At 68.7% G+C, this 25,094-nt stretch carries 24 protein-coding genes; 10 read left to right on the top strand and 14 right to left on the bottom strand.

Going from position 1 to position 25,094, the window contains the following annotated elements:
- Nucleotide 1: 1 nt before the first annotated feature.
- Complete coding sequence (locus AB7E83_RS05240; RefSeq protein ID WP_428566072.1) at nucleotides 2–409, bottom strand: VOC family protein; 408 nt, start codon at nucleotides 407–409, stop codon at nucleotides 2–4.
- 101 nt (nucleotides 410–510) lie between these two features.
- On the opposite strand from AB7E83_RS05240, the gene AB7E83_RS05235 reads away from it, so the two are divergent.
- The 3 genes from AB7E83_RS05235 (at nucleotide 511) to AB7E83_RS05225 (ending at nucleotide 5,233) form a co-directional block, all read left to right on the top strand.
- Nucleotides 511–2,901 carry a PAS domain-containing protein gene (locus AB7E83_RS05235; RefSeq protein ID WP_428566070.1) on the top strand — a complete coding sequence of 797 codons (2,391 nt, stop codon included), beginning with the start codon at nucleotides 511–513 and terminating at the stop codon, nucleotides 2,899–2,901.
- A 126-nt stretch (nucleotides 2,902–3,027) separates the two neighbouring features.
- Entirely contained in the window at nucleotides 3,028–4,443 is a 1,416-nt protein-coding gene (locus tag AB7E83_RS05230; RefSeq protein ID WP_428566067.1) for an MmgE/PrpD family protein, read from the top strand.
- 31 nt (nucleotides 4,444–4,474) lie between these two features.
- Nucleotides 4,475–5,233 carry a hypothetical protein gene (locus AB7E83_RS05225; protein WP_428566064.1) on the top strand — a complete coding sequence of 253 codons (759 nt, stop codon included), beginning with the start codon at nucleotides 4,475–4,477 and terminating at the stop codon, nucleotides 5,231–5,233.
- 91 nt (nucleotides 5,234–5,324) lie between these two features.
- Here the strand turns inward: AB7E83_RS05225 and AB7E83_RS05220 are convergent, their stop codons facing one another.
- The 8 genes from AB7E83_RS05220 to AB7E83_RS05185 all read right to left on the bottom strand — a co-directional run bounded on the left by AB7E83_RS05220 (nucleotide 5,325) and on the right by AB7E83_RS05185 (nucleotide 13,620).
- Nucleotides 5,325–6,494 carry an extracellular catalytic domain type 1 short-chain-length polyhydroxyalkanoate depolymerase gene (locus tag AB7E83_RS05220; protein ID WP_428566061.1) on the bottom strand — a complete coding sequence of 390 codons (1,170 nt, stop codon included), beginning with the start codon at nucleotides 6,492–6,494 and terminating at the stop codon, nucleotides 5,325–5,327.
- A 102-nt stretch (nucleotides 6,495–6,596) separates the two neighbouring features.
- Nucleotides 6,597–7,550, bottom strand: coding sequence for a LysR substrate-binding domain-containing protein (locus tag AB7E83_RS05215; RefSeq protein WP_428566058.1), 954 nt, complete (start codon nucleotides 7,548–7,550; stop codon nucleotides 6,597–6,599).
- Nucleotides 7,551–7,573: 23 nt separating this feature from the next.
- The gene (locus AB7E83_RS05210) at nucleotides 7,574–8,827 is read right to left on the bottom strand and encodes an MFS transporter (RefSeq protein WP_428566054.1); all 1,254 of its coding nucleotides are present in this window, start codon (nucleotides 8,825–8,827) and stop codon (nucleotides 7,574–7,576) included.
- The gene (locus AB7E83_RS05205) at nucleotides 8,824–10,050 is read right to left on the bottom strand and encodes an aromatic ring-hydroxylating dioxygenase subunit alpha (RefSeq protein WP_428566051.1); all 1,227 of its coding nucleotides are present in this window, start codon (nucleotides 10,048–10,050) and stop codon (nucleotides 8,824–8,826) included. Before AB7E83_RS05205 ends, AB7E83_RS05210 begins: the two co-directional genes overlap by 4 nt.
- Before the next feature lie 14 nt (nucleotides 10,051–10,064).
- Entirely contained in the window at nucleotides 10,065–10,562 is a 498-nt protein-coding gene (locus AB7E83_RS05200) for an aromatic-ring-hydroxylating dioxygenase subunit beta (RefSeq protein ID WP_428566170.1), read from the bottom strand.
- Between the two features lie 69 nt (nucleotides 10,563–10,631).
- Nucleotides 10,632–11,729, bottom strand: a complete 1,098-nt coding sequence (locus tag AB7E83_RS05195; RefSeq protein ID WP_428566048.1) for a cupin domain-containing protein — start codon at nucleotides 11,727–11,729, stop codon at nucleotides 10,632–10,634.
- A 29-nt stretch (nucleotides 11,730–11,758) separates the two neighbouring features.
- A complete protein-coding gene (locus tag AB7E83_RS05190; RefSeq protein WP_428566045.1) occupies nucleotides 11,759–12,763 on the bottom strand; it encodes an ornithine cyclodeaminase family protein in 1,005 nt (334 codons plus the stop codon).
- Entirely contained in the window at nucleotides 12,760–13,620 is an 861-nt protein-coding gene (locus tag AB7E83_RS05185) for a fumarylacetoacetate hydrolase family protein (RefSeq protein WP_428566043.1), read from the bottom strand. Before AB7E83_RS05185 ends, AB7E83_RS05190 begins: the two co-directional genes overlap by 4 nt.
- 179 nt (nucleotides 13,621–13,799) lie before the next feature.
- On the opposite strand from AB7E83_RS05185, the gene AB7E83_RS05180 reads away from it, so the two are divergent.
- Genes AB7E83_RS05180 through AB7E83_RS05150 form a run of 7 tightly spaced genes read left to right on the top strand, consistent with a single transcriptional unit; the run spans nucleotide 13,800 to nucleotide 20,276 of the window.
- A complete protein-coding gene (locus AB7E83_RS05180; RefSeq protein ID WP_428566041.1) occupies nucleotides 13,800–15,020 on the top strand; it encodes an ABC transporter substrate-binding protein in 1,221 nt (406 codons plus the stop codon).
- Nucleotides 15,021–15,072: 52 nt separating this feature from the next.
- Nucleotides 15,073–15,936: a branched-chain amino acid ABC transporter permease gene (locus AB7E83_RS05175; protein ID WP_428566038.1), complete on the top strand. Its 864-nt coding sequence runs from the start codon at nucleotides 15,073–15,075 to the stop codon at nucleotides 15,934–15,936.
- Nucleotides 15,933–16,886 (top strand): branched-chain amino acid ABC transporter permease, encoded by a 954-nt coding sequence (locus tag AB7E83_RS05170; protein ID WP_428566036.1) that lies wholly within the window; start codon nucleotides 15,933–15,935, stop codon nucleotides 16,884–16,886. Before AB7E83_RS05175 ends, AB7E83_RS05170 begins: the two co-directional genes overlap by 4 nt.
- Nucleotides 16,883–17,629, top strand: coding sequence for an ABC transporter ATP-binding protein (locus tag AB7E83_RS05165; RefSeq protein WP_428566168.1), 747 nt, complete (start codon nucleotides 16,883–16,885; stop codon nucleotides 17,627–17,629). Before AB7E83_RS05170 ends, AB7E83_RS05165 begins: the two co-directional genes overlap by 4 nt.
- Nucleotides 17,629–18,324 carry an ABC transporter ATP-binding protein gene (locus AB7E83_RS05160; protein WP_428566033.1) on the top strand — a complete coding sequence of 232 codons (696 nt, stop codon included), beginning with the start codon at nucleotides 17,629–17,631 and terminating at the stop codon, nucleotides 18,322–18,324. Before AB7E83_RS05165 ends, AB7E83_RS05160 begins: the two co-directional genes overlap by 1 nt.
- Nucleotides 18,325–18,348: 24 nt before the next feature.
- Complete coding sequence (locus AB7E83_RS05155) at nucleotides 18,349–19,113, top strand: SDR family NAD(P)-dependent oxidoreductase (RefSeq protein ID WP_428566030.1); 765 nt, start codon at nucleotides 18,349–18,351, stop codon at nucleotides 19,111–19,113.
- A gap of 17 nt (nucleotides 19,114–19,130) precedes the next feature.
- The gene (locus AB7E83_RS05150; protein WP_428566027.1) at nucleotides 19,131–20,276 is read left to right on the top strand and encodes a zinc-binding dehydrogenase; all 1,146 of its coding nucleotides are present in this window, start codon (nucleotides 19,131–19,133) and stop codon (nucleotides 20,274–20,276) included.
- A 28-nt stretch (nucleotides 20,277–20,304) separates the two neighbouring features.
- Here AB7E83_RS05150 and AB7E83_RS05145 read toward each other — a convergent pair whose 3' ends face one another.
- From AB7E83_RS05145 to AB7E83_RS05125, 5 genes are read right to left on the bottom strand one after another with little or no spacing between them, the layout of a single operon-like run.
- Nucleotides 20,305–21,063 carry an ABC transporter permease gene (locus tag AB7E83_RS05145; RefSeq protein ID WP_428566024.1) on the bottom strand — a complete coding sequence of 253 codons (759 nt, stop codon included), beginning with the start codon at nucleotides 21,061–21,063 and terminating at the stop codon, nucleotides 20,305–20,307.
- Complete coding sequence (locus tag AB7E83_RS05140; protein WP_428566021.1) at nucleotides 21,050–21,859, bottom strand: ABC transporter permease; 810 nt, start codon at nucleotides 21,857–21,859, stop codon at nucleotides 21,050–21,052. Before AB7E83_RS05140 ends, AB7E83_RS05145 begins: the two co-directional genes overlap by 14 nt.
- Nucleotides 21,856–22,629 (bottom strand): ABC transporter ATP-binding protein, encoded by a 774-nt coding sequence (locus tag AB7E83_RS05135; RefSeq protein ID WP_428566017.1) that lies wholly within the window; start codon nucleotides 22,627–22,629, stop codon nucleotides 21,856–21,858. The genes AB7E83_RS05140 and AB7E83_RS05135 overlap by 4 nt, the downstream gene beginning before the upstream one ends.
- A gap of 29 nt (nucleotides 22,630–22,658) precedes the next feature.
- On the bottom strand, nucleotides 22,659–23,642 hold the full coding sequence (locus AB7E83_RS05130) for an ABC transporter substrate-binding protein (RefSeq protein WP_428566014.1): 984 nt from the start codon (nucleotides 23,640–23,642) through the stop codon (nucleotides 22,659–22,661).
- Nucleotides 23,643–23,689: 47 nt separating this feature from the next.
- A complete protein-coding gene (locus AB7E83_RS05125; protein WP_428566011.1) occupies nucleotides 23,690–24,985 on the bottom strand; it encodes a hypothetical protein in 1,296 nt (431 codons plus the stop codon).
- Nucleotides 24,986–25,094 lie beyond the last annotated feature (109 nt).

Genomic DNA, 25,094 nt, shown 5'->3' with positions numbered 1-25,094 from the left:
CTCAGCCGTAGACGATGAACTCGAGCAGGTTGCCGTCGGGGTCGCGCGTGTAGATGCTCGTGCCCGGCCCGCGCCCGCCCTCGCGCGGACAGGGGCCTTCGACGATCTCGGCGTTCGCTTTCGCGAGCGTCGCCTGAAGCTCGGCGACCGTGCCGTCCCACACGAAGCAGAAGTCGCCGCAGCCCGGCGTGGCGCTCGGACCCTTGAGCGTGAAGCTCTTGTCCTGCCACAGCCGTGGGGCGTGGAAGTTGATCTTGTTCGGGCCGAACCGGACCTCGAACTTGCGGTCGTTCGTGGCGAGCCATTGCTCCGCGTCGGGGACGCCGAAACCGAGCGCGCCGTAGAAGGCGATGAGCTCGCGGGGCTTGCCGGCGGGGACGGCGGCGTGGTCGAAGGCGGCGATGGCCATGGCGGAACCTCGTGGACGGATCCCGCATCGTAGCGCGCGGTCATCCGCGACCCCCAAAGCGCAGAGGACCCGGTTAGACTCGCAGCGCCCCCGGCGCGCCGATGTCCCACCCGCTCCCATTTCCCTCCGAATTTCCCTTCCTCCGCGGCGGCGGCGAGCTCGCCCGGCTCATTGCGGCCCATGACTGGAGCGCGACCGCGCTCGGCCCGCTGGAACGCTGGCCCGAACACATCAAGACCGCCACCGCGCTGATGCTGCGCGCGAAGGTTCCCATCGTCATGCTCTGGGGCCCGCTCGGCTACATGATCTACAACGACGCCTATTCGGTGTTCGCGGGCGGCCGCCATCCGCGGCTGCTCGGCTCGGAGGTGCGCAAGGGCTGGCCCGAGGTCGCGGAGTTCAACGACAACGTCATGAAGGTCGGCCTGGCCGGCGGCAACCTCAGCTACAAGGACCAGGAGCTGGTGCTGTACCGCAGCGGCGTCGGCGAGCCGGTGTGGATGGACCTCGACTATTCCCCGATGCTCGACGAGCGCGGCGAGCCCGCGGGCGTCATGGCGGTGGTCATCGAGACGACCGAGAAGGTTCGTGCGCGGCGCATCGTCCAGGGCGAGCGCGAGCGCCTGGCGCGCATGTTCGAGCAGGCGCCCAGCTTCATGGCGCTGCTCGAAGGCCCGTCGCACCGCGTGGTGCTGGCGAACCCGCGCTACGTGAAGCTGGTCGGGCGGGAAGTCCTGGACGAGGCGATCGCCGAGGCGCTCCCCGACGCGGTGGCCCAGGGCTACACGGCCCTGCTCGATCGCGTCTTTCTGACGGGCGAGCCGTACTCCGCCGTCGCCTCGCGCTACGAGATCCAGCCCGATCCCGGCGTGGCGCCCGTCGTTCGCTATGTCGATTTCGTCTTCCAGCCCATTCGCGACGAGGACGGGTCCGTGAGCGGCATCTTCGTGCAGGGCGTCGACGTGACCGACCGCGTCATGGCGGAACAGGCGCTGCGCGAGAGCGAGGCGCGATTCCGGACCATCGCGGACGCCCTGCCGCAGATGGTGTGGTCGACGCTGCCCGACGGCTTCCACGACTACTACAACCGCCAGTGGTACGACTACACCGGCGTGCCGCCGGGCACCACGGACGGCGAAGGCTGGAACGACATGTTCCATCCCGACGATCAGCAGCATGCGTGGGACGAGTGGCGCCACAGCCTGGCCACGGGCGACACCTACGAGATCGAATACCGGCTGCGCCATCGCTCCGGCGAATACCGCTGGGTGCTCGGCCGGGCGCTGCCGGTGCGCGACGCCGAGGGCCGCATCGTGCGCTGGATGGGCACCTGCACCGACGTCCACGAGCAGAAGATGGTGCGCGAGGAACTCCTTGCGAACAACCGCCGCAAGGACGAGTTCCTCGCCATGCTCGCGCACGAGCTGCGCAACCCGCTCGCCCCTATCAGCACGGCCGCGCACCTGCTGAAGGCCGCGCCCTCGGACGCGAAATACGTCGAGCGCTCGGCGGACATCATCGCGCGCCAGGTGCTGCACATGACGGAGCTGGTCGACGACCTGCTCGACGTGTCGCGCGTGACGCGCGGACTGGTCGAGCTCGAGCGCATACCCGTCGACCTGAAGGCGGTGATCGGCAACGCCATCGAACAGGTCCGTCCGCTGATCGACGCGCGCGGCCACCGGCTCGCGACGCAGATCGCGTCGGGCGACGTGTACGTGCTCGGCGATGCGACGCGGCTCGTACAGGTGATCTCGAACCTTCTCAACAACGCGGCGAAATACACGCCGCCCTCGGGCACGCTGACGCTCGCGCTGTCCGCGCCCGAGGGCGCGGAGTTCGTGGAGGTGCGCATCGCGGACAACGGCACGGGCATCGACGCGCAGTTGCTGCCGCACATCTTCGACCTGTTCACCCAGGGCGAACGCACGCCCGACCGCCAGCAGGGCGGGCTCGGCCTCGGCCTTTCGCTGGTGCGAAGCCTCGTCGAGCTGCACGGCGGCCGCGTCGCGGCCGAAAGCGAAGGGCGCGGCGAGGGCAGTGCGTTCACCGTCACACTGCCGCGCCTGCCCGCGCAGGCTCCGGTGCCCGCGGCCGCCGCGACGGCGAGCGGCGCGGCGGCCGCGCCCGGCGCGCTGCGCTTGATGGTGGTCGACGACAACCGCGACGGCGCCGAGACCCTGGGCGTGCTGCTCGAGACCCTGGGCCACGAGGTGCGGGTGGCGCACGACGCCGTGCAGGCGCTCGCGCTCGCGGAAAGCTTCGCGGCCGACGTCTTCATCCTCGACATCGGGCTGCCGGGCATGAACGGCTACGAACTCGCGCGTGCGCTGCGCGAGCAGCGACGCTCCCGCGACGCGATGTACATCGCGCTCACCGGCTATGGCGGCACGAAGGACCGGCAGCGTGCCGGGGAGGCGGGATTCGATCACCACCTGGTGAAGCCGGCCGACCTGGCCGAGCTGGCGCGACTTCTCGACCTGGCGAAGTAGAAGGGCGGGGCGCCCGCCCCGGATGTTTCGACATGTGGAACATCTCCGCGCGTGCCCCATTGCGGGCCGCCGCGGGCTCGCCCATGCTGGTGGCCGAACGTCGGCCGCGGGCCGCAGGAGACACGCTTGAGCATCGTCGAACAACTGGCTTCGTTTTCCACGGATGTCCGGTACGAGAACCTTCCCGCCCCTGTCGCGCAGGAGGCCAAGCGCCTGCTGCTCGATTCCCTCGGCTGCGCGCTGGCCGCCATCGACCATCCCAAGGGCAGGATCGGCATCGACTACGGCCGCATGCTCGGTGGCGCGACGACCGAGGCCACGACCATCGGCAGCGCGCAGCGCACGTCCGTGTTCGGCGCGGCCTTCGCCAACGGCGAGCTGATCAATGCGCTCGACATGGACGCGATCCTCGCGCCCGGCCACGTCACGCCCTACGTGCTGCCCGGCGCGCTGGCGTATGCCGAATCGCTGGCGCGCAGCGGCAAGGAGCTGCTGGCCGCCATCGCGGCCTCGCACGAAATGTCCTGGCGGATGAGCAAGGCGATGGATCCGCTGCGCGTGCCCACCGGCTCGGGCCTGTCGGCGCCGCCGGTGTACGGCTTCAGCAGCACGATCTTCGGCGCGACCGCGGCCATCGCGATGATCCAGCGGCAGGCGAAGAAGACGATCGCCGATTCGCTCGGCATCGCAGGCACCGTCGTGCCCGTGCAGGCGATGACCGCGTTCCACTCGCACTATCCGAACACGACCGTGAAATACCAGTTCGCGGGCGTGTTGGTGCAGACGGCGATGACCTCGGCCAACATGGCCGCGATGGGCCACCGCGGCGACCTGGTCGTGCTCGACGACGCCGAGCACGGCTTCGCGCGCATGATCGGCACGCAGCGCTGGGAGCCGTCGAGGATCACCGACGATCTCGGCACGAAGTGGAACTTCACGTCCGAGCAGATCTACAAGCCGTATCCGCACTGCCGCGTGCTGCACAGCTCGCTCGACTGCATCTACAAGCTGGTCGAAGAACACGACCTGAAGCCCGACGAGATCGAGGCGATGACGGTCTACATCGAGAGCTTCGCCACCGGGCCCGCCTGGCTCACGAAGGACATCCATCACGTCCACGATGCGCAGTTCAGCATGGCGCACGGCATCGCGGTCGGCGCGCATCGCGTTCCGCCGGGCCGCGCATGGCAGACGCCGGAGACGGTGTTCGATCCCTCGGTGATTTCGCTCATGAACCGCGTCACCACGCTGCCGTTCCCCGACGATGCGAAGAAGCTCGCGGAGCAGGGCGCGTCGCGGCCGGCGCGCGTGGAGATCAAGGCGCGCGGCCAGACCTTCGTCGAGGAGAAGCGCTACCCGAAGGGCAGCCCCTCGCCCGACCCGACGACCTACATGACCACCGACGAACTCGTCGCGAAGTTCCGCCACAACGCGGCGGAAGTGCTGTCGCCCAAGGCCATCGACGATGCGGTGGCCGCCGTGCTTGACCTAGAGTCGGCCAAGGATGTGTCGGTGCTGATGGAACTCATGCGTCCGCGTTGAGCGGAACAAGAGAACTCAAGGAGCGTTCGCCATGATCGCCTTCGGCCTCGAAAGCCATGCCTCCACGATGAAGAAGGAAGCCGTGGTGAACGGCTCGCTCTTTCGCCGGCGCAGCTTCATGGAGGGCGAGCGCGTCGACGACTTCGCGCCGACTTCCGTGCTCATCGAGCAGCCGCCCGGCGCGGTGCTGCCCGCGCACTTCCATCGCGAGAACCAGTTCCAGGTGTTCGTGCAGGGCAGCGGCAGCATCGGAAAGCAGCCGCTCGCGGGGTGCGTGGTGCATTACGCGGGCGCGTACACGGGCTACGGCCCCATCGCGGCGGGTCCCGAGGGCCTGAGTTACTTCACGCTGCGCGCGCAATACGACTTCGGTGCGGGCTTTCTTCCCGCGGCGCGTTCGGCGATGTTGGCAGGGCCGAAGGCGCATGCGACGTCGGAGGCGGTGGCAAGGGATGCGCAAGGTTCGCATGCGCTGCTGGGCGATGCGCAAGGTCCGTTGTACGCGGAGCAGTTGCGGTTGGCGGCGGGCGAGAAGACGACGCTCGCGGAGTGCGCCTGGGGCCAGTTCGTCGTGGTGCTGGAGGGAACGCTGACGGCCGCGGAACGCAAGCTGGAAGCGCCCGAGCAGCTGTTCTTCGCGAACGAAGCGCTCGCGCTCGAGGCAGGGGATGCGGGTTGCCACTTGCTGGTCCTGCGGATTCCGCCTTTGGATGAGGCGTACGCGAAGGCGCAGCGGCCGGGCGACGAGGCGTTCACGACGGTCTCCTTGCGGCCGCAGTCGGCGAGTTGAGCGCTTCCGGGCCGTGCGGCTCACCGCAAGTGCGGATTGCCCGCTCCTTGCGAGCTCGGTGAGGTGTCCCAGCGTACGCCGCCCGCCGGCGTCACGCAAACCGGGATCGGTGCGCCATGAAGAACTCCAGCATCGCCCTCGATGCGGAAGGCCCTTGCGGGTCCGTGTACGAGCCGCCGGCTTCCCCTCCCGACCACGCGTGCGGCCCGGCCGCGACGTCCCATTTCTCGAGCAGGACGTGGCCGTCGCGAGAGACGTAGCGTGTGCGCATCGCCTGGCGTTCCGTGCCGCCGATGGATTCCTGTTCGCGATCGAGGGTCACGCCTTCCTGGCGCCACGCATCCAGCGACTCGCGCACGACCTGTTCGGCGTTGGAGGGATGCACCGTCTTGTCGGCGCTGCCGTGGAAGACGATGGTCGGCACGGGGGGGTACGCAGCCGGCGCACTCGCCTTGCGCGAGCCGTTGCGCATCACGCGCAGGGCCGAGGCGACATCGTGGGCCGCGGCCGGTGGCAAGCCGGAATGCACGCCGACGGCGGCGAACACCTCGGGGTACAAACGCGCGACGAGCGCCGCCATGGCTCCCCCTGCGGAGAGGCCCGCCACGTAGATGCGGCGCGGGTCGCCCCCGTGCTCGGCCGCTACCTTGCTTGCGAGCGCCGCGATCATCGCCGGTTCACCGGCCCCGCGTCGCTGGTGCGCAGGATCGAACCAGTTCCAGCACCCCATGTTGTTCGCGCTGCGCAGTTGCTCCGGATAGACGACGATGCAGCCATGGGTGCGCGCCAGCTCGTTCATCGCGGTGCCGCGTGCAAAGTCCTCCGAATCCTGCTTGCAGCCGTGCAGCAGGACGAGCACGGGGCGATCGGCGGCGGGAGAACCCGGTACGAAAAGCCGGTAGCGGTACGCGTGCCGGCCGAAGGCGAAGCGGTGCGACGTGAACGTGCCCGGCGCGGGGTCTGCCGGCGCGGAGGGCTGCTCCGCGGGCTCCCGCCGGTCCGACGCCGCGCTCGGCTCGACGTCCGCAGGCAATTCGCGAAATGGAATGTCTTCGATGTCCGCCGGATGGCGGGCGAGGGCGCCTCGATCGTCGGCGCGATCGGCGGCGGCGGTGTCCCGGGCCGCGTCGACCGTGCCATCGTCGTGCTCTGCCGTCGGTGCGCTTCGCAGGGCGTGCTGGATCGCGGCGACGGCTTCGGTCAATCGACCTTCGCGCGTCAGCCGCGTGGCTTGCGCCATGGCATGGAGGGGGGGGTGCATCTCGATTCCCTGATATGCTGCGGTGCAGCAAAGATAACCCCATCTCGGGCCGCGTGCGCGGTCTGCAAGGCGAATCCCGGAAATTTTCGCGCGGACCGAAGCTCAGGCGAGATCCGCCAGCGTCGCCCGCAGGAACTCGACGAAGGCATTGACCTTCGACGGCATCGCCCCGCGCCGCGCGAGCACGGCCCAGATCCAGAGCTTGGGGCCGATGTATTCCTGCAGCACCTCGACCAGGCGCCCGTCCGCCAGCGCTTCCTGCACCCGCCACCGCGGCTGCATCGACAGACCGAGCCCCGCGATGGCGGCGTCGTAGATGGCGTCGCCGTGATTGACCACCATGCGGCCCTTGACCGGCACGGAGACCACGCCCTCCGGGCTGTTCAGCGTCCACGTCATCCCGCCGCTCGCGACAGGAACGACCAGGCAGTCGTGGGACTCGATGTCCTCCGGCGTGCGCGGCACGCCGCGCTCGGCCAGGTAGGAGGGCGCGGCGCAAAAGACGCGACGGTAGGGCGCGAGCCGCAGCGCCACCGCGCCATCGGGCAGGCGATCGGCGATGCGGACCGCCAGTTCGATGTCCTCGCCCAGCAAGTCCACCCGGGTCGGCGAAAGATCGATGCCCAGCGTGATCGCCGGATAGCGCTTGAGGAAGTCCGGCAGAGCCGGCGCGATCTTGCGCGCGCCCAGCGAAATGGGCAGCGACACCCGCAGGTGCCCCTTCGGCTCGCTGTCGATGGCGGCCAGCTCATCCCGGACATCCTGCAACTCGCCGATCACGCGGCGATAAGTCTGGTACAGGCGGGTGCCGGCGTCGGTGATCGACAGGCGCCGCGTCGTGCGGTTCACCAGCCGGGTGCCGAACTGCTCCTCGAGCGCCGAGATGTGCTTGCTGACCGTGGACGGCGTGATCCCCATGCGCCGGGCCGCCTCGGAGAAACTCTGCAGCTCGACCACCCGCGCGAAGATGCGCAGGGACGCGAGGTCCTCGAATCCCACGGGAAGCGCGGTGACCGCGAAGGTCGCCGGGTTCGCAGCGTTCGCAACACCAGTCATGGCGCGATCTTATGTCGCGTCGACTAAACCACGCGCGCCAGCGCCATCTCGCGGTCCTTGCCGGGGCGCACCAGCCACAGCAGGCCGAGGACCAGACCGGCCAGCACCACCGCGAAGGCCGCCTGGTAAGCCTGCGGCGGATACGTCCCCGCGCTGCTGCGAGGCCACAGGTCGATGATCGCGCCCATGGCGGACTGGAGCGCGAAGATCCCGACGAAGACCACGAGCGTGTTGGCCGTGCCGGCGCGTCCGGCGAAGGCGGCGCCGAAGTGGCGCGACATCGCGGGGTACACCATCGCCGTGACCTGCCCGCACAGGCCGAACACGATCCAGTGCCAGGTGCCGCTGGGATCGATGCCGGCGGTGATGAGGGCGAGGGCTGCGATCGACAGCGCGGTGCCCCATGCCATCGTGGTCAGGCTCGAAACGCCGCGCGTACGCAGTGCATCGGCCACGAGCCCGGTCAGCACGAAACCGGCCGTCATGGCGATGCTGAGGACGAGCAGGCGCGTCGCGACGGCGCCGCGATCGAGCCCCACGCCATCGGCAAGCCAGGGGCCGACCCACAATCCCTGGATCGCCAGCGTGCCGCCCATCCCCGCGAGCGAGACGGGGACGAGGCGCCAGAAAAGCGGGTCGCGCAGGATTCCGTGCAGCTCGCGAAGCTGAGTGCGCAGCGGGGGCGGATCGCTCACCGCATCGCCGCGCGGCACCAGCGAGAAGATCAACGCCGCCGACACCAGGCACAGTACCGACAAGCCGCCGAACACGCCGCGCCACGAGACCACGCCGAGGAGGGCTTCGACCGGCGCCGTCGCGGCAATGGCGCCCAGGCCGCCCACGGCCAGGTAGCAGCCGTTGACGAACGTCAGGCGCTGCGGCGGATACCACTTCACGATCGACTTGAAGGCCGCCATCAAGCCGCCCGCGCAGCCGATGCCGATGAGCGCGCGCGCCCACAGAAGGGACGCAAGCCCGTCGCCCGCAGCGAACGCCGCCGATCCCGCGGCGGCCAGGACGAGCAGCACGGCCTGCACCCGCGCCGCGCCCCAGCGATCGAGCATCACGCCCAGCGGCAGCTGCACCGCGGCGAAGCCGATGAAGAAGGCCGCGGTGAGCAGCCCCAGGCCCGAGGCGCCGAGCCCCACGTCGCGCGCCAGGTCCGGCGCGATCACTGCGTTGATGCTGCGGAACAGGAAGGAGAGAAAGTAGCCGGTGGAGAACGGCAGGAACACCACCAGGAACAGTGGACGCAGCGCGCGCGCGGGCGGCGTCAAAGCCCCATCGCTTCGCGGTAATACTTGTAGAAGGCCCGGATCAGCACCTCGGTGACCATGTGGTCCTGCGGCTCGACGTCCTTGCCGCCCATTTCGACGACCGCGCTGCGATGCCCGTACTCGGCCGCGCCGAGCTGCGCTTCCGACAGGACCTCGCCGTCTTCCATCGCGACGTAGCCCGCCGGGCCGTACAGGTTGGCGTGGCGCAGGCGAAGCCGCGTCAGTTCGGCGGGTTCGTCCGCGTATCCGTAGTACGTCCACGACAGCTCGAACGCGCCCGGCCCCTTGGGGATGATGTGGCGCATGCCGAGGGTGTTCGCCTGCTGGTGCATGACGACACTGGGGAAGATCGTGAGGCCGATCACCTTGCCGTCGTCGAATTCGCGGATCGGCGTCACCGTGTCCGCGTCCTCCAGTTCCAGCTGCGACTTGTTGCGCTGGATCTCGGCCGTTTCCGCCGATGCCTTCTTGCCCACGTTGCGCGACACCATGATGCCGTGCTTGCCGCCCGCCACCGGCACCGACTCCGATTGCGTGTCGGCCCGCCACAGGCCGAACGTGATCAGGAACGAGTGCAGGAGGGTTGCGTGATATGGATCCTTCAGGTTCTCGACGTACATCTTCCAGTTGCTGGGGATCAGCTGGCGGCTGTAGCCGAGGAGCTTGAGCGGGCGTCCCGGGAAGACGCGCCGGATCAGCGACAACATCTCGGGGCCGCAATAGTCCTCGAACGTGGGTCCGTCGGAGGCGAACGTCGCCCACACCGAGCCGCCTTCGACGTGTACGCGCAGCGAACACAGTCCGTGGTTCGCGTTCGAGAAGTCGCTGGGCATGCCTCCCTTGCCGGCCACGCCGCGCTTGAGCGGCACGCCCTGCAGCTTGCCGTCGAGCGCGAAGTTCCACTGGTGATACGGGCAGGTGAACGAGTCGACACGGCCCTTGTTCTGCCAGACCACGCGGGCGCCGCGGTGCGCGCAGCGGTTCTCCCAGACATGGATGCTGCGGTCCTTCGCCCGCACCACCACCACCTGGCGCTCGCCGATCCACGCGCGCTTGTAGTCGCCGGGGTTCGGAACCTCGCAGTCGAGCGCGACGTAGTTCCAGGCCTTGCCGTAGAAGAAGGTGTCCAGCTCGCGCTTGTACAGCGCGGGGTCGGTGTAGATCCAGTAGGGGACGCGGGTCCACCCTTCGGCGGGCCAGACGCGCGGCGTGTCCATGTCCATGGGGGGTCCTTCGGTCAGACGGGCACGATCAGCGATCGCACCACGCGGTAGTTGTCGTACACCGCGCTGCGCTCCCGGAAGTGGAGAACGCCGTCGCGACGAACGAGGCGGTCGTGGTAGTGGCCCACCAGCAGCACGGTCGGTTCCGCGTCGGACATGGCCTCGGTCACGAGGAAATTCGCCTGCGCGCGGATCTCGTCGCCATCCACCGAGACGACGCGCACGCCGCTGACGAAGTGGCGCCAATGACGCGGCTCGTACACCTGTGTCTGGCGCAAGGCGAGGACGCGGTCGCGCAGCATGGTGATGCCGTCGCAGAAGATCGTCGCCTGCGGGAGTCCCTGGTCGTGGTTCTCGCGCGAAATGACCTGGTAGAGGCAGTCGTCCGTGAAGTACGCGGGCAGGCGCTCGACCTGGTCGCGGTCGAGCAGGTCCGCGATTTCGTCGTACAGCTCGCGCAGTTCAATGGTGAGGGTGCGCAGCTCCGGGCCGAGCGGCGGCGGCCGCTCCAGCGAGCGCGCCAGCTCGTTGACCGTCTTGGTAGCAGCAGTGCCGGTGTCCACGAGGGCTCCTTCTGTCCTTCAGGCGGCGCGCAGCATCTCGCCGATGTTGGTCTGGAACCCGCGCTGCGACCCGAGCTTGACGATGGGCGACTTCAGCGTCTCCTGCCAGATCAGCGACTCCATGGCGATCTGCAGCGGATGGTCCTGGATGGTGAGGGCGCAGAAACCCTTCTCGCGCGAGCCGTGGTTGTGGACGGCCCAGCCCGGTGCGGAAAAGTGCAGGTCGCCCGCCTCCCACTCCATGCGCTGGCCTTCGACCGCGCTCTTGCCATGCCCCTCGAAGTAGTAGTTGATCGCCGCCGAGGTGTGCCGGTGCGGCTGGTCGACCTTGTCCGGCGGGTATTTGGCAATCGTCGCGAAGAAGCAGTGCGAGGTGCCCATGCGCCGCTCGGTCGCCGGGTTGTACAGCAGGTACAGGTGCCGACCCGTGTAGCTGCGGTCGCGGTTGTACACGTTGGCCATGTGCTTCTCGACCTCGGCCCAGGGCCACAGCAGGGGGCGCGAGGGCACCACGTCGATGTCGACCAGGTACTCGTAGCCGAGAAGCTTCGCGCCTTCGTTGCCGATGTCGATCGACTCGGCCTGGTCGCGCGCGCGCGGCCCGCCTTCGGCCACGGCCGACTCGTTGGAGGCCACGGGCTTCGGGCTCGACTCGGTCACATGGACTTCGAGCTTCTCGAGCAGCGGCGCGTTCGAGTACGACATGCGCACGAAGAGGTCCTGGCCGGTGTTGCGGTAGGACACCGGGTCCATCGACGGCGTGTTCCACACGTCGAATCGCTCGACGCCGAACTCGCGCGGGCCGATCGAGGCGACGCCCGAGCCGCGGATGCACATGTCCACGGCCGTCGCGCTGCGCGCCATCGGCGGGGTGGACTCGCCGGGCTTCACCACGTGGATCGTGACGTCGATTCCGGGGGCGAAGGCGGGCACCTCGTGCGTGTTGCGCGGGTGCGAGATGGCCGAGGCGCGCCGGCCCGTGGCCGGCAGCGGGATGCTCGCGAGCCGCTCGATCTCGGCCTCGATGGCCGAACGCGGAACGATGATGGACGGCCACTGCTGCTGCACGCGCGGCGCGCTGCCGCCGACTTCGACGAACTGGAAGGTATCGCTCATGTCTGTCTCCTGTTTTTTCGGGATGCCGCTCAGGCCTTGGGAGGCGACCGGTCGCCCTTCCACGTGAGGGCTGCGCGCTTCGCGGCGGGAATCTCGCGGCCCAGGCCCCGCTCGCGTGCACGTTCGTACGCCATCATGGCCACGGCGAGGTCCGACAGGCCCATGCCCATCGCCTTGAAGAGCGTCAGGTCGCAGCCTTCGGCGCGGGCGCTTCGGCCCGAGCGCACGACCTCGCCGACCGAACGCACCGAACTCCAGCCGCGCTCGCCGCCGTAGTGGTCGATGAACTCGCGCGACGCCTTCTGCGCATTGGGCACGTCGTCCACCATCACGGCGCCGACCCGTTCGAAGACGTCGGGGTGGAATTCCGCATTGGCCGGCAGGATCGCGCCCACCGCGTTCAGGTGCGCGCCGCGTGCGAGCGCCGACCCATGCAGGAAGGGATCGCGTGCGCGCGTGACCAGGGTCACGATGGGCGCGCCGTCGACCGCCTCGTCGAGGCTCTGCGCCTCGACGATCTCCGCGCCGAAGCGCTCGCGCAGCTTCGCCACGAAGGCCTGGCGCTTCTCCGGCGTGGGGCTGAAGACGCGCACGCGCCGCAACGGCCGAACGGCGTTGATCGCGGCGACCTGCGCCATCGATTGCAGGCCGGTGCCGACCAGCCCGAGTTCATCGGCGCCTTCGGGCGCCATCCAGCGCGTGCCGAGGCCCGTCATGGCCGCGGTGCGCAACTGCCCGAGCGCCCCGGCCTCGATCACCGCCCTGACGCTCCCGTCGCGGCTGTCGAACAACTCGTAGAGGGCCGTGGCGCCGCGCTTGGTATGCAGCCAGGTCTTGAATCCCGCGTAATCGAGGGCAGGCGCCGCCGACGCGAGTGCGTGCATCGTGCCGCCGTCGCCATACGTGGCGAGCGCCTTGGGCACGTTGAACGCGTCTTCGGCCGACACGGCGCGTTCCAGCGCGGCAATCGCATCGTCGAGGGTGACGAGCGAGACGACGTCCTGCTCGGTCAGCCAGAGGACAGGTGTGCTCATCGCGGCGACTCCGCTTCGGCGACGACCGGATTGCGCAGCAGTCCGACGCCGGGAATGTCGACTTCGAAGACGTCGCCCGGCTTCAGCCAGCGAGGCGGCTTGCGGGCCACCCCGACCCCTGCGGGCGTACCGGTCACGATCACGTCGCCCGGGAGCAGTCTCGCGAACGACGAGGCGTAGGCGACGATCTGCGCGATGGAGAAGATGAGGTTGGACACCGGCTCGTCCTGCATCACCTCGCCGTTGAGGCGGCCGATCACCTGCAGCCGCGTCGGGTCGGCGACTTCGTCGGCCGTCGTCATCCAGGGACCGAAGGCGCCGCTCGCCTCGAAATTCTTGCCGGGCGTCGCCTGCGCCGCATGCTTCTGGAAGTCGCGCACCGAGTTCTCGGCGAAGCAGGCGTAGCCGGCGATGGCGCTCATGGCCTCGGACTCCCGCAGGTGCCGCCCGCCGCGGCCGACGATCACCGCGAGTTCGGCTTCGTAGTCGTACTGCTCGGACGCGGACGGTGCGACGGTCGGCGTCTCGTGCCCGACCTGCGCGCCCGGGAAGCGGACGAACATCGACGGATGCTTCGGGATCGCCATGCCCGCTTCTTCCGCATGCCGCCGGTAGTTGAGGCCGACGCAGAGGATCTTGTCCGGCTGCAGGATGGGAGGCAGCCACTTGAACTGCCCCGGCTCGATCGTGGCCTTCGCGCCGGCCGCGCGCTCGCGCAGGCCGGACTCGCCCCACGTCGCCAGGGCGTCGCGCAGCGTCGGAACCTCGGGCGTATCGAGCGCCGCGATCGCCCCGTTGTTCTGCACCGCACCAAATCCGCGACGTCCCTGCGCGGTCTCGAAACTGGCCAGCCTCATGCGAGCGTCTCCTCGTTGTTCGCCCGAGAGTTTGCGCGCTCCGCAGCGCCGCGGCAACACGACGGCGGAACAGGATTTGTTCCGTCCGCGAACAAGCGGACGGCAGAGGTGCGCCATAGAATGGCCGCGTCGAACCAATACGACCAACCGGCCCGACCGGGCCAGGAAGAGGAGACACGATGATTCGCAGCATCCCCACGCCCGGTGCGGCCGTTCCGCGCCGCCGCTTCCTCCAGGCAGGCGCCGCCGGCTCCGCACTCGTTCTCGGCGGCTATGCGCCCGCGCTCCTCGCGCAGTCGAAGGCGCCGCTGAAGATCGGCGTACTCAATTCGTTCTCCAAGGTGTTCGCGGCGCTTGCGGCGCACAACCTGAACGGCATGAATCTCTACTTCGACGGCATCGGCAACACGATCGCCGGGCGCAAGATCGAGCTGATCCGCGAAGACGACGAGATCAACCCGCAGGTCGGCCTGACCAAGATGAAAAAGCTGGTCGAGTCCGACCGCGTCGACCTGGTGACCGGCGTGCAGGCCTCGAACGTGGCGCTGGCCCTCATCGACTACGTCCGCCAGTCGAAGACCTTTTTCCTCTGCTCCGGCGCCGGCGTGGGCGCGCTGTCGTACGTGAACGTGCCCACGTTCTTCCGCTGCTCGTTCAACGGCTGGCAGGCGCACAGCGCCCTGGGCACCTGGATGTTCCAGAACGTCGCTCGCGAGTGCATCACGCTCGCGTCCGATTTCGCGGGCGGCCGCGACACGGTGCTCGAATTCAAGCTGGGCTTCCAGCGGGCCGGCGGGCGCATCATCAAGGAAATCTACCCGCCGCTCGGAACGAACGACTTCAGCGCCTACCTGGCCGACGTGCGCAGCGCCAAGCCGCCCGCGACTTTCTCGTTCTTCGCCGGCTCCGATGCCACCCGCTATGTGAAGCAGTATGCAGAGTACGGGCTCAAGGGCGCGATGAAGAGCGTGGCGTCCGGCTTCCTGGTCGAAAGCGACGTGCTGCCCGCGCAGGGCCGCGACGCGCTCGGCATCGTGAGCGCGCTGCACTACACCGACACGCTCGACAACCCCGAGAACCGCAAGTTCGTCACGGACTATCGCGCCAAGTACAAGGAATACCCGAGCGTGTATTCCGAATACGGCTACGTGGCCGCGCGCTGCATCCACCACTCGCTGATGGCGATCGACGGGAACACGCAGGACAAGGACCGGATGCGCGCGGCCATGCTCGCGATGCGCTTCAACGCGCCCCGCGGGCCGTTCCGCTTCAACCCCGCCACGCAGAACCCGATCCACAACATCTACGTTCGCGAGGTCGCCGAGGTGCAGGGCCGGATCGCCAACAAGGTCATCGCCACGATCCCGGAAGTGCGCGAGCCCGACAACAAGCCCACCTGACCCACCACAACAGCGGCCTCCGCTCGCGGTGGCCGCGTACCCGCGCCCGCCCGTGCAACTCGCCGTCACACAGATCGTCAATGGCCTCGTGCTGGGCATGCTGCTGTTCCTCATGTCGGCGGGCCTCTCGCTGATCTTCGGCCTGATGAACGTCGTCAACCTCGCGCACGGCTCGTTCTTCATGCTGGGGGCGTTCTTCGCGCTCTCCATCGTCAACTGGACGGGCAGCTTCTTCGCCGGCCTCGCGCTCGGCTGGATACCCGCGGTGGTGCTCGGCTTCGCCATGGAGCGGCTGTTCATCCGCTACCTCTATTCGCGAACCCATCTCGACCAGGTGCTCCTCACCTTCGGATTCACGTTCGTGATCTCGGACCTGGTGCGCATGGCATGGGGTCCGGAGATCCGCAACATCGCCGTGCCGCAGATGCTCGAGGGGGCGTTCGAGATCTTCGGCGTGATCGTGCCCAAGTACCGGCTCTTCCTCATCGCGTTCGGCGGGGCGATCGCCGTATTGCTGTGGCTGTTCCTGGAGCGCAGCCGCGTGGGCGCCATGGTGCGCGCGGGCGTGGACGATGCGGCCGTGGCGTCGGGCCTGGGCGTCAACGTGCAGTTGCTCTTCGGCGCGATCTTCGCGCTCGGCGTCGGGCTTGCGGCCCTGGGCGGCGCGGCGGCGGGACCGGTGCTCGGCGTCTACACCGGCATCGACTTCGAGATCCTGATCCCGGCCTTCATCGTGGTGGTGATCGGCGGCATGGGCAGCCTGCGCGGCGCCTTCGTGTCCAGCATGTTCGTCGGCGTCGTCGACACCCTGGGCAAGGCCTACTTCCCCGACCTGGCGCTGTTCGCGGTCTATTTCCTGATGGTGGTGGTGCTGCTCACCCGGCCGCAGGGTCTGTTCGGGGTGAGCAAGGCATGAAGGACGACGGGCGGGGGCTGCGCACGGCTTTGCTCGCGGCGGCGGGACTCGCGCTGGCGCTCGTGCCGCTGGCCGGCGACTACGCGAGCAGCCTGGTCGCCGAAGTGCTGGTGTTCGCCATCTTCGCGATGAGCCTCGACCTGCTGGTCGGCTACACCGGCCTCATGTCCTTCGGCCATGCCGCGTTCTTCGGCCTCTCGGCGTACGCGGTCGTGACCCTCGGCGTACACCTGGGCGTGGGCGGCTGGTGGGGGATGCTGGCCGGCATCGCGCTGTCGACGGTCGCCGCCCTCGCGATCGGCTTCTTCTGCATCCGGGTGAGCGGCATTCCGTTCCTGATGCTCACCATGGCGTTCTCGCAGCTGCTGTTCTCGGTGGCGGTGAAGTGGCGCTCGGTGACCGGCGGCACCGACGGCCTGCCGGGGTTCAAGCGGCCCTCGTTCTTCGGCTGGAGCCTGGACGACCGCTCCACGCAGTACTGGGTGATCGCGGTGGGCTTCGTGCTCGTGTGGTGGGGCTTGCGCAGGCTGATCGCCTCGCCGCTCGGCTCCGCGATGATCGGCGTGCGCGAGAACGAGCAGCGCATGCGCGCCATCGGCTACCCGGTGCAGCGCATCAAGCTGATCGCCTTCACCATCGCCGGCGCGGTGGCGGGCTTCGGGGGCGCGCTCTACGCGTTCTTCAACGCCTTCGTCTCCAGCGACATCCTGCACTGGGTGCTGTCCGGCGACGGGGTGCTGATGGTGATCCTCGGCGGGGCGGGAACGATCACGGGTCCCATCATCGGGACCGCGCTGTTCCTCATGCTCAAGCACGTCGTCAGCTCGCACACGCAGTACTGGATGCTTTGGGTGGGCGTCGTGTTCATCGCATGCGTGATGTTCATGCGCCAGGGCATCTGGGACCTGGTGCTCCAGCAGTGGCCGCGCTGGACCGGGCGGCGGCGATGAACGCCCTGTTGCGCACCGAGAAGCTGAACCGCGCGTTCGGCAGCCTCGTGGTCACGAGCGACGTCGACCTCGAGATCCTGCCGGGCGAGCGCCATGCGCTGATCGGCCCCAACGGCGCCGGCAAGACCAGCTTCGTCAATCAGCTGGGCGGCCAGCTGCAGCCGAGCTCGGGCCGCATCCTCTTCAAGGGCGAGGACATCGCCGGGCTCGCGCCGGAGGCGATCTGCCGTCGCGGCATCGCCCGCACCTTCCAGAAGAACAACCTGTTCCGCGGCCTGAGCGTGCGCGAGAACGTGCGCCTGGCGGTGCAGGCGCATCGCGGCAACATCTACCAGGCGCTGCGCTCCATCCAGGCCGATCGCGGCTTGTGGGAGCGCGCGGACGAACTGCTGGCGAGCGTCGGCCTGCACGGCGATGCGGAACGCAAGGTCTCGGAACTCTCGTACGGCGAGCAGCGCCAGCTCGAGATCGCGATCGCGCTCGCTTCGGAGCCGGAACTGCTGCTGCTCGACGAGCCCACCTCCGGCATGTCGCCGAGCGAGACCGACGGCATGATCGCGCTCGTGCGCGGGCTGCCGAAATCGCTGGCGCTGCTGATGATCGAGCACGACATGAAAGTGGTGTTCTCGCTGGCCGACCGCATCACCGTCCTCTACTACGGCGCCGTGCTCGCCAGCGGCACGCCGACGGAGATCCAGGCGTCGGCGCGGGTGCGCGAGGTCTACCTCGGGGAGGCGCACTGATGCTGTCCCTGGCCGGCGTGCATGCGTATTACGGCGACAGCCACATCCTGCATGGCGTGTCGCTCGAGCTCGCGCAGGGCGAGGTGGTGTGCCTGCTCGGGCGCAACGGCGCCGGCAAGACGACCACCGCGCTCACCATCATGGGCTATCTCGCGCCGCGTCCCGGCAAGGTGACGTTCGAGGGCAAGGACATCTCCGGCTGGGCGCCGCACAAGGTGTCGCGCGCCGGCATCGGCTTCGTGCCGCAGGAGCGCGGCATATTCCCGAGCCTCACGGTGAAGGAGAACCTCACGACCATGGCGCGGCACGGCGACAAGGGGCGTTGGACGCTGGACGCCGTCTACCAGCTCTTTCCCCGCTTGCAGGAGCGCGAGCGAAACCTCGGCTTCCAGCTCTCCGGCGGCGAGCAGCAGATGCTCTCGATCGCGCGCGCGCTCATGCTCAACCCGACGCTGCTGCTGCTCGACGAGCCCTCCGAAGGCCTCGCGCCGCTGATCGTGCGCGAGATCATGGAAGTGCTGCGCACGCTCAAGCGCGAAGGCCTCGCCGTGCTGCTGATCGAGCAGAACCTGCGCGCGGCGCTGGACCTCGGCGACCGGCACTACGTGCTGTCGAAGGGCGAGGTGTGCTTCAAGGGCACGAGCAGCGACCTGGAAGGCAACGAGCAGGTGCTGCGGGACTACCTCAGCGTCTGATTTCATTTCGAGGGAGACGAGCGCATGGCCACAGCTCTTCGGGACGATCGCGGCGTCATGCTGGTGACCGGCGGCACGCGCGGCATCGGCGCAGCGACCTCCCGTCTCGCCGCCGCGCGCGGTTGGGCCGTGATGATGGTCTACCGCGACCGGGAGGCCGACGCGCGCTCGTTGGTCGACGCGATACGCGCCGACGGCGGCCGGGCCGAAGCCTGCGCAGCCGACATCGCCGACGAGGCTGCCATCGTGCGCGCGTTCGAGGCCGCCGACCGGCTCGGCCCGCTCACGGCGCTGGTCAACAACGCGGGCATGAGCGGCGGCATGTCGCGCGTCGACTCGGTGACCGCGGAGCAGCTCGATCGCGTGTTCCGCATCAACGTGCGCGCGCCGTTCCTGTGCGCACGGGAGGCCGTGCGCCGCATGTCGACCCGCCACGGCGGGCGCGGCGGCGCGATCGTCAACGTCGGCTCGGGCGCGTCGCAGCTCGGCTCCCCCGGCGTGTGGGTGCACTACGCCGCGAGCAAGGGCGCGCTGGACACGATGACGGTGGGCCTCGCGAAGGAAGTCGCCGCGGAGGGCATCCGGGTCAATTGCGTTCGCGCGGGCATCGTCGACACCGAGATCCATGCCGAGAGGCCGCCGGGCCAGCTCGCGCAGATGGTCAAGATGGTGCCGATGGGCCGCATCGCCCAGGCCGACGAAATCGCGCGTTCGATCGTCTGGCTCGCGGACGGCCGCGACTCGTCGTACGTGGCGGGCGCGTTGCTGGACGTGCGCGGCGCGTTCTGAACCCGTATCCTTCCCCGATGGACGCTCACACCACGCTCGCCCTGCGCTCGCTCGTCACGGCGGACGGGCATCTCGAACTCTCGCTGGCGAGTGAAGCAGTGCCGGCGCCCGGGACCGGCGATGTGTTGATCCGTGTCGAAGCGGCGCCGATCAATCCGTCGGACATCGGCCTCCTGCTGGGCCCCGCGGACATGGGTGGCATTCGCTCCGTGCCGGGCGAGCACGGTTCGCGCGTGATCGCGCCCATTCCCGCCGCGGCGATGGCGAGCCAGGCCGCACGCGTCGGCATCCCCATGGCCGTGGGCAACGAGGGCGCGGGCATCGTGGTGGCCGCCGGCAGCTCCCCCGAGGCGCAGCGGCTGCTCGGTCGCACCGTCGCGGTCATGGGCGGCGGCATGTACTCGCAGTACCGCTGCGTCCGCGCGGCGGACTGCCTCGTGCTGCCGGAGGGGACGACCCCCGCGCAGGGCGCGTCGTGTTTCGTGAATCCCCTGACCGCGCTGGGCTTCGTGGAGACCCTGCGCGACGAAGGGCACGGCGCGATCGTGCAGATCGCCGCCGCCTCGAATCTCGGCCAGATGCTGTTGCGCATCTGCCTGAAGGACGGCATCCCGCTCGTCAACATCGTCCGATCCGCGGCGCAGGCGCAGTTGCTGCGGGCGCAGGGCGCCCGCCACGTGTGCGACTCCACATCGCCGGTGTTCCGCGAGGAGCTGACGGAGGCCATCGCCACGACGGGCGCGACGCTGGCGTTCGACCCGACCGGCGGCGGTCCGCTCGGGGGGCAGGTCCTCAGCTGCATGGAGTCGGCCTTGCGCCGGCGCCCGGGCGAAAAGTTCAGCCGCTACGGCTCGAAAACCTTCAAGCAGCTGTATGTCTACGGCGGGCTCGACCCGCGGCCGCTGGAACTCCCGCGCGACATCGGCATGGCGTGGGGGGCGGGCGGCTGGCTGCTGTTCCACTTCCTGGAGAAGGCCCCGGCCGAGACGGTGCGAAGCTTGAAGGCGCGCGTGGCCGATGAACTCACGAGCACCTTCGCCAGTCACTACACGCGCAGCGTGTCGCTGTCCGAAGCGCTGCAGCCCGAGGTGATCGAGGCGTTCTCGCGGCGCAGCACGGGCGAGAAATTCCTGCTGGAGCCGTGGAAGGATCTGGTTCGCTGATCGCCGACGCGTAGGCTCGCCCGAGGGGTCAAGCCTGCCCGAACCTCCGCGCCAGCGGATCGATCAGCAGCTTCTCCCCCACGATGAAGATCAGCACGATGGTGAGGCAGGTCGCGAACACGGTGTCCGACTGCCCGTTGTACTGCGCGCGCACCATGAGAAAGCCCAGCCCTTCCTCCGCGCCGAAGAGCTCGGCGACCAGCGCGATCTTCCAGCCGATGCCGTAGGACATGCGCAGCGTCGCCACGATGTAGGGCATGAGCAGTGGCAGGTAGATGCGCGTGAGCGCGCGCCAGCGGCTGCGGGTGAAGCTGCGGCCCATCTCGACGATCTCCGAGTCGATCTCCTGCAGGCCCGCCGCGAGGTTGATCAGCGCGAACGGCAGCAGGATCGCGACCTCGACGAACACGACGCCCGTCGTCGAGACGCCGAACCAGAGCACGGCCAGCACGGCCCAGCCCATCGACGGAAACGAGTTGAGGAAGGGCAGGATGCGCCGCATCACCACCCACTCGAGGAAGCCGAAGCTGCGCGCCAACTGCGCGAGCGCGCCGCCGAGCATCATGGCGAGCGCGATGGCGAACATCAGGCGCAGCACGCTCGCGGCCACGTGCTTGTTGAAGTCCGGGTTGACGAAGAGGGAGAGCATCGCGCGGCCCACGTCGCCGGGGGAAGGCAGCACGAAGGCCGGCATGCGCAGCGACGCGGCCCACCAGAGGACGAGCACGAACAGCACGCTGCCTTCGGCCAGCACGCGGGGCACGAGCGGATGCTCAGGCGTTTTCATAGTGGCGCGCCAGTCGTTTCTGGATCGGGCTGAAGATGAGGCGGTCGGTGATGTAGACCACCGCGATGATCAGCAGGATGACCGCCATGATCGTCTTGCAGTCGTAGGCCAGGCGCGCCTGGTTGACCATGAAGCCCAGGCCCTGGTTCGTGCCGAACAGCTCGGCCAGCAGCGTCGACTTCCATGCGACGCCCGCGCAGATGCGCAGCGCGGCGAAAAGGAAGGGCAGCAGCGATGGGAAGACGATATGCAGGAAGCTGCGCCATGACCTGCGCGTGAAGCTGCGGCTCATCTCCAGCAGCTCGGCGTCGAGCGCGAGCAGGCCCTCGGTGACGTTGATGAAGACGAAGGGCACCATCACCGTCGTCATCGCGAAGATGACCGTGACGTGACTGGGGCCGAACCACAGCATGGCGATGATGGCCCAGCCGATGCCGGAGAACGAATTGAAGAACGGATACCAGCGGTGGCGGATCATGAGCCGCGCGGCCGGCACGTAGTACGCCATGAGCGCGAGCGCGAAGCCGATGGTGCAGGCGAGCACGACGGCCGACACCACGTGGAACAGCGAAACCATCAGGTTCATGAAGTCGAACTTGTTGGTGAAGAACTGGGCGGCGCGCACGACGACATCGACCGGCCCCGCGATGAGATACGGCGGCAGCACGAGCGATGCGCCCCACCAGGCGAGCAGGCAGGCGAGGGTGAAGCCGTGCGCCCACAGCGCCTTCGACGATGTGGCTGCGCGCTCGCCGGGCCAGGGCGCGGCAGCGGTCGATGCGGAAGCCTGCGTCACGCGGGCGCCGCTTCCTCGGCCGTGGACGACGACTCGAACAGCCGCAGCAATTCCGCGCGCTGGTCGCGCAGGAGCGGGTCCGACTGCACGTCGCGCGGACGCGCTGCGGCCGGCCGGATGTCCGCCACGATGCGCGCGGGCTTGTTGGAGAACACGAGGATCCGGTCGGCCAGGATGAGCGCCTCGTCGACGTCGTGCGTGACGAATACGATGGTCTTCTTCATCGTGTCGCGGATGGAGACGATCTCCTCGCGCAAGCGGTGCCGCGTGGTCGGATCGAGCGCGGAGAAGGGCTCATCCATCAGCAGGATGCGCGGCTGCACCGCCAGCGCGCGTGCGATGGCCACGCGCTGGCGCTCGCCGCCCGACAACATGCGCGGAAACTTGTGGCCGTCGTTGGAGAGTCCCACCTTGGCGAGCAGCTCGCGCGCCATCGTGCGGTCGGCGTCGTCGATGCGGCCCTTGCGAAGCTGCACGCCGAGCAGCACGTTCTCGACCGCGTCGCGCCAGCCCGCGAGCCGCGGCGACTGGAAGACGAAGGCCATTTCCTCCCAGCCGTCGGCCGGCGTCTTGCCGTCGATCCCGATCGTGCCTGCGGACGCGGGCAGCAGGCCGCCCAGCAGGCGCAGCGCCGTCGACTTGCCGCATCCGCTCGGCCCGAGCAGGCAGACGAATTCCTCCGGGTGGACCGAGAACGAAATTTCGTCGTAGAGCGGCGAGCCGCCCAGGACCGTGTTGACGCGGTCGAAGACGATGAGGGGTTGCGCCATGCCGGTCACTCGAAACGTTCGCTCTTCGTTCATTCGCGCAGCGCGCGGTCCCAGATCACCGAGTTGACGTCGGGGTACTTCGTGAGGAGCTTCAGCTCGCGCGAGAACTCCCAGAGCTTGCCGATGGCAGTGACGTCGCCCTTGGTGATCGTGACCGGGAAGTCGAAGTATTCCTTGATGCAGGTCTCGAAGAACTCGGGGTCGATGTTCTCGGCCTTGCCCACGGCCTTGAACACCTCCTCCTTGTTCGCGAGCGCGTAGTTGCGCGAGGCGCGCAGCAGCTCGATGGCGGCGCGGTAGGCCTCGGGGTTCTTCGACAGCTTCTCCGGGTAGCCGACGATCACGGCCGTGACCGGCGGCACGCCGAACACGTTGAAGTTCGTCTTGTTGGCGTTGAAGATCGAGCGGAACTCGCCCGACTTCTTCGCTCGGTAGCCATAGCTGAGCGCGAGCATGGCCGCGTCGATGCGGCCCGTGCTCAGCGTGCCGGCGAGCGCGGGGCTGGGCGTTTCCTGGTACTTGAAGTCGCCGCCGTTCACGTCGATGTTGAGGCCCGCGCCCTTCCACAGCGCGATGCGCGCGAGCGTCACGCTCGTGGAGCTGATCGCGGGAAAGCCGACGAGCTTGCCCTTGATGTCCCTGATGTCCTTGATCGGGCTGTTGTTCTTCACCCAGATGTCGGTGCCCTGGCCGTCCTGCGCGCGCAGCGCGGTCGCGACGATCTTCAGCTCGAGCCCCTGGTCGATGGCGCGCGGCAGCGAGGTGGCGGCCGTCTCGACGAGGTCGAATCGCTTCGACACCGTGCCCTGCAGCAAGGCGGCGAGGTCGACCGCCTTGGCGTCGACGTGGACCTTGTCCGACGTGACCTTGCCGGTCTTCAGTGCGTACAGCATGGCCTCGTGCAGCGGATCGATCACGTAGGCGAAGACGATGGTGTCCTTCGCAGCGGCGGGGAAGCTCAGCGCCAGTGTCGCCGCGGCTGCGGCGAGCATGTGCTTCATCAGTCGTTTCATGCCTTTGTCTCCTTCGTGGGTCTGCGTTCGGTGTCGGCGGTCGGCGTTCAGCGGGGAAAGCGTTTCGCGAGCCAGTCGACCACGACGTCCATCGCGGCGTCGAGTGCGCGGGTGTCCGCGCCGGGTTCGTCGGGCTCGAAGTAGTGGCGGGCGCCCGCGACGATGTCGAGGCGCTTGTCCTGCGATGCGAGCGCGCCGAGAATCGCTCGCGCGTCGGCCTGCTCGAAGACGTCCTGGTCGCGCTCCGCATGCACGACCAGCGCGGGCGCCGTGATCGACGGTCCGGTCTTCACAAGGTCCGCGTTCGTGCTCAGTCCCGACCACGTCGACAGCCAGGCCTGCGGCGTGGTGACGCGGCCGAAGCCGATCAGGTTGAAGTTCATCACGTCCGGCCGCGGGCTCATCAGCGAGCCGTACTCGCGCGCCGACGGATCGAGCCGCGCGTCGGCGTAGCACAGGTTCGCCTGCGTGCGGTAGACGGTCATGATCGGCTGGAACACCTGGCTGCGCAGGATGTCGCGGCGCTCGTCCTGCGGCATCGCCGCATGATTCGGCTCCTTCGCGCGCTGCGACATCTGCTGCGTCTGCGCGATCAGGGCGCGCGCCATGCGGTCGATGCGCGCGACGCGCTCCAGTTGCCCGCGGCGGTAGCGCTCGATGAAGCCTGCGTCGTACTCGCTCCACGCGGGCGGCTCGCGAAAGCCGTTGTGCTGCGCGTACATGTCGAGCGAGGCGTCGGTGAGCCACGGGTTCGCCTCGTCCACCACCGAGGGGTCGATCACGCTGTTCATCACGCTGCCTTCACCGCGGTGCGCGGCCAGGAACATGATCCCGTCCGCCGGAGGCAAGTCGGTCTCGGACAGCTTGAGCGGCTTTCCGCCGGGCGTGCGCTTCAGGCGCTGCGCGGGCGGCAGTTGCGCCTGCGCCTGGTAGAGCGCCATCAGGGAGCCGCCGCCGGAGTTGCCGACCAGCACCACCTGCTCGATGCCCGGCTGCTTCTTCAGGAACGCGACGTGCGCCTGCACGTCGAGAATGATCTGCTCGTGGACCGTGGCGGAGTCGTTGTTGGGGCTGCGCGTGTTCGCGCCCAGGCATGCGAAGCCTGCATCGAGCAGGCGCGGAATCGCGTAGTGGCGCGTGAAGTCCACGTTCGGATGCATGAAGAGCAGCGCGGTCTTCGGCCGCGGATGCTTCGCGTGCGTCCAGTACAGGCCCTGCGAGCGTGCGCCGTCGACCGCATGGACGCTCACCGGTTCGGCGCGGAAATCGTCCGACGCCGTGCGGAAGACGACCGGGATGCCGTTTCGATACTGCTTCGCGACTAGCGTCACCATCGTCGCCATGGAATTGCGCGCTCCGGGTTGGATTGAAGGGCCGGCGGATTCGAACGCGATGATGGGCGCGCCGCCGCGCGGTGTCAAGCCCTGCCAAGCGCTTGCTTGGTAAGTGCTT

Origin of the sequence: Ramlibacter sp. (genome assembly GCF_050250995.1) — a bacterium.
Taxonomy (GTDB): Bacteria; Pseudomonadota; Gammaproteobacteria; order Burkholderiales; family Burkholderiaceae_C; genus Ramlibacter.
Note: the sequence above shows the minus strand (reverse complement) of the source record. Positions and strands in the feature narration are given on the sequence as shown.